Annotated in this window: 3 protein-coding genes; 1 reads left to right on the top strand and 2 read right to left on the bottom strand. The window is 70.6% G+C overall.

Features of this window, described 5'->3' with window-relative positions:
* Nucleotides 1-209 precede the first annotated feature (209 nt).
* Nucleotides 210-611, top strand: a complete 402-nt coding sequence (locus tag GT354_RS15410; protein WP_346012043.1) for a MerR family transcriptional regulator — start codon at nucleotides 210-212, stop codon at nucleotides 609-611.
* A gap of 294 nt (nucleotides 612-905) precedes the next feature.
* Here GT354_RS15410 and trpS read toward each other — a convergent pair whose 3' ends face one another.
* Nucleotides 906-1,988: a tryptophan--tRNA ligase gene (gene trpS / locus GT354_RS15405; protein ID WP_161356881.1), complete on the bottom strand. Its 1,083-nt coding sequence runs from the start codon at nucleotides 1,986-1,988 to the stop codon at nucleotides 906-908.
* 277 nt (nucleotides 1,989-2,265) lie between these two features.
* Nucleotides 2,266-3,642, bottom strand: a complete 1,377-nt coding sequence (glsA, locus tag GT354_RS15400) for a glutaminase A (protein ID WP_346012042.1) — start codon at nucleotides 3,640-3,642, stop codon at nucleotides 2,266-2,268.
* Between the last annotated feature and the right edge of the window lie 381 nt (nucleotides 3,643-4,023).

Genomic DNA, 4,023 nt, shown 5'->3' with positions numbered 1-4,023 from the left:
TGGCGGGCGCCGGCGTCAGCGAGTCACAGCGGGCACGAGGCGGCGCGGTCCACAGTCATCGCGCTCCTTCCGCCCGGCCGCAGGACGAGAACGTCACTGCGGCATCATGACGAGGCACGGCAATGCCCCGTCGACGAGAAACCCTACCCTAACGTTACGGTAGAGATCAGGTTCGGGGTTGCCCCGGACGAGTAGGCGAAGGGGCATTCGTGGACCACCCGCACATGCAGATCGGCGAGGTCGCCGAGCGCACCGAACTGTCGCTGCGGACGATCCGGCACTACGACGAGGTCGGCCTCGTGGTGCCCTCCGCCCGTTCCCAGGGCGGCTTTCGCCTGTACACCGAGCCGGACGTGGCACGACTGATGCTCATCCGCCGGATGAAACCGCTCGGCTTCTCCCTGGAGGAGATGCGCGACCTGCTCGCCGCCACCGACCGCCTCGACGACGACACGGTCCACGCGGTCGAACGAGCAACGCTGGTCGAGGTCGTCCGGGGTTTCGAGGCCACCACCCGCGAACGCTGCGAGGCACTGCGCGTCCAACTGGCGCGCGCCGACGAGTTCGCCACCATCCTGCGCGCGCACCTGGACGGGACGGCCGGCGAGTAGACGAGCCCCCCGCGAACGCGCCGTCGGCGATCCTCCGCCCGGCCCCGTTCGCCGCTCGATCCGCGTAGGGACGACGGGCGCTCGCCTGCCCGACCCACCTTGTGAGTGAGTGACCGGCCGAGTGACCGAGCCACTGAGTGAGTGAGGGAGTAAGTGACCGAGCGAGTAAGTGACCGAGCGAGTAAGTGACCGAGTAAGTCGGTAAGCAAGTGAGCGAGTCGGCGAATGAGTACCGTGAGGGGTCGGGTCGGCCGATGACCGGTACGGCAGCGAGCCGACCCGCCCACCCGGCGTTCAGTAGTCGGCGTTCATGGCACTGCGTACTTCCTTGAGGGTGGCGTCGGCGACGGCGTTGGCCCGGGCGTTGCCCTCGCGCAGGATGCCCCGGAGATGATCGCGGTCTCGGGCGTACTCGGCGCGGCGGGCGCGGATCGGGGCCAGGTACTCGTTGACGGCCTCGGTTACGGTGCGCTTGAGCGCGGCGGCGCCGCCGGTACCGATGTCGGCGGCGATCGCGTGCGGGTCGCGGTCCAGGCACAGCGCGGCCAGCAGGACCAGGCCGGCGACCTCGGGGCGGGCGGCCGGGTCGTAGGTGATGTGCCGGTCGCTGTCGGTTTTGGCGCCCCGGATCAGGGCGGCGGTCTCGTCGGCGTCGGCGGCCAGGGCGATCGAGTTGGCGCGGCTCTTGCTCATCTTGGTGCCGTCCGTACCCAGGAGCAGCGGTGCGGCCGACAGCAGGGCGTCGGGCTCGGGGAACACGGATGTGCCGTTGCCGTAGCGGTCGTTGAAGCGCCGGGCGACGGTACGGGTGAGTTCGAGGTGGGGCAGTTGGTCCTGGCCGACCGGAACGAGGTTGGCCTTGCAGAACAGGATGTCGGCGGCCTGGTGGGCCGGATACGTGAACATCAGGCCGCTGACCGCCGACTGTCGGGAGTGCGCGATCTCGTCCTTGACCGTCGGGTTGCGGCCCAGTTCGGCGACCGAGACCAGGCTGAGGAAGGGCAGCAGCAGTTGGTTCAGGGCCGGGACCGCGCTGTGCGTGAAGACCGTGGTTCGGGCGGGGTCGACACCTACGGCGAGGTAGTCGAGGATCAGGCCCTCGACGTGCTCCGACAGACGATCGGCGACGTCCCGGTCGGTCAGCACCTGGTAGTCGGCGATCACCAGGAACATCTCGACGCCGAGGTTCTGGAGGCGGACCCGGTTGTGCAGGGTGCCGAAGTAGTGGCCCAGGTGCAGTCGGCCGGTCGGCCGGTCGCCGGTGGACACCCGGAAGCGGGTGGGGTCTCGGCGCACGCGCTCTTCCAGGGTCTCGGGGACCGCGGTGGGATCGGCGGAGCCGGCGCGGGTGTCGCGGGTGTCGTGGGTGATGGTCATGCGGTTCTCCTGGAGGGCTGCCGTCGGAACGCGAGGTTGCCGTCGGGGCGCGAGTGTGGCTGTCGAGGTGCGGGTGTGGCCGTCGGGGGTCGCATCCGCTCGGACGACACGCACGCCCCTGATCCAGGGAACGCAAAGGGGCCGTCCGATCGAACGGCCCCGGTCATGCGCGAGAAGTGGCCGCTCCTATGGGGAGCGCCACCAGCTCGGGCAGGACGAGATGTACATGGAAAAACTGTACCGCTTCGCTCGACGGTTCGACCCGGCTGTTCACCGTTCAGCCCCGTCCCGCCAACAGGCGGTCCTCGCACCATGCGACGGCCTGCTCACGGCCGGCGAACACCGTCCACGTGTCGCCGTCGCGGTGCGCCTCCTTGGCCATCGACTCCTGTGCGGTCACCGCGACTTCGTAGCCCGAGCGGACCAGGTCGCCCAGTGTCGCGCCGAGCATCGCCGCCGCTCCCTTGGCCACGTGGGTGACCCGCTCCAGGTCCAGCACCAGCCATCCGGGGGCCGGGGGCAGGGCGGTGCGGACCTCGTTGAGCAGTCGCTCGGTCTCGGTGAACTCCAGGGTGCCCTGGGCCGAGACGATCGCGATGCGCCGGCCGTCGCGGCGCAGGATCGCGGTCGCGGCGGCGTCGCGGGGTCGGGCCGAGGGGTGTTCGCGTGCGGTGCTGCGGTCGGTGACGGTCAGGGTTTGCTGCAGCGGCCGGTGCATGAGGTGCAGGGCGAAGCGTTCGGACGCCTCGGTGAGGGCCTTGACACCGCGTACCGAGTTGCCCGCCACGTCCAGTGGTGGGCTGTACACGGCGATGCCGAGCCGTGCCGGGCTCGCGGCGATCAGGCCGCCGGAGACACCGCTCTTGGCCGGCAGGCCCGCACGCAGCAGCCACGCGCCGGCCTCGTCGTAGAGACCGCACGTCGCCATCAGCGCCAACACCTGTACGGCGACCGGCTCTTGGATCACCGTCACGCCGGTGAGCGGGTTGACGCCGCCGTTGGCGAGGGTCGCGGCCATCACCGCCAGGTCGGCTGCGGTCACCCGCACCGAGCATTGTCGGAAGTAGGTCTCGACGATCTCGTGCACGTCGCCGACGAGCGAGCCCGCGCCGCGCATCAGGTAGGCCAGGGCGCGGTTGCGGTCGCCGGTGGCGGCCTCGGAGGCGTACACCTGCTCGTCGACGTCGAGATCGCGCCCGGCGAACGCGGACAGGCACGCACGGATGCGCTCGAAGCGCGCGGCCGCGTCGGGGGCGACGATCAGTGACGTGGTGACGATCGCGCCGGCGTTGACCATGGGGTTGGCCGGGCGGCCCGTACCGGGTTCGAGGCTGATCGCGTTGTACGCCTCGCCGCTGGGTTCGGCGTTGACCCGGCGCAGGACGGCGTCCAGGCCGAGGTCGGCGAGGGCGAGCGCGTACACGAACGGCTTGGACACGGACTGGATGCTGAACGCCACGTCGGTGTCCCCGGCGAGGTAGCGGTGTCCGGACATGCTCACCACCGCGATCCCGAACGCATCGGGGTCGGCGCGCGCGAGTTCGGGGATGTAGTTCGCGACCTCGCCGTCGGTGATCCGGCCGAGGCGCTCGCGGATTTCCCGGAGCCCGGCCGTGACCGGGTCGACGGGGATGTGGGTACCTGCACTGGTCACGTCGTCGCACTTTCGTCGCCCGGCTCGGTACCCCCGGGTGGAAGCGTAGGCAGCGCATCGGTCGGTTGCCCGGCAACGACCGGCGCCGGGAGGCGTGTCCGGTACGCCGAATGTGCGGGCGTCGCGTGCGGGTGGCGGGGGCGCACGGGTGGGGGACGGCCGAGTGGGTGACGGGAATGACCTCCGCGAGACCAGGCGTCGAGCCCTCCCGGGCCCGTGACGTTTCCGCCGGACGGCGGGGCGCGGCCCATCGGGGTCGGAGAGAGTGTGACCAAAGAGCGTGGCGATCGTCTGCAAGACTTCGCGGCCCGTTGTCACCGACGGTGGCCTGTCTCGCCGACATCGACCTGTCTCACCAACGGTGGCCTGTCTCGCCGACGG

Origin of the sequence: Streptomyces sp. SID3343, assembly GCF_009865215.1 — a bacterium.
GTDB lineage: Bacteria > Actinomycetota > Actinomycetes > Streptomycetales > Streptomycetaceae > Embleya.
The sequence above is the reverse complement of the archived record's forward strand: the minus strand, read 5'-3'. Positions and strand labels throughout refer to the sequence as shown.

Coding starts and splice junctions, on each gene's coding strand:
- trpS (WP_161356881.1), bottom strand. CDS start 1,988: ATGACCATCACCCACGACACCCGCGACACCCGCGCCGGCTCCGCCGAT.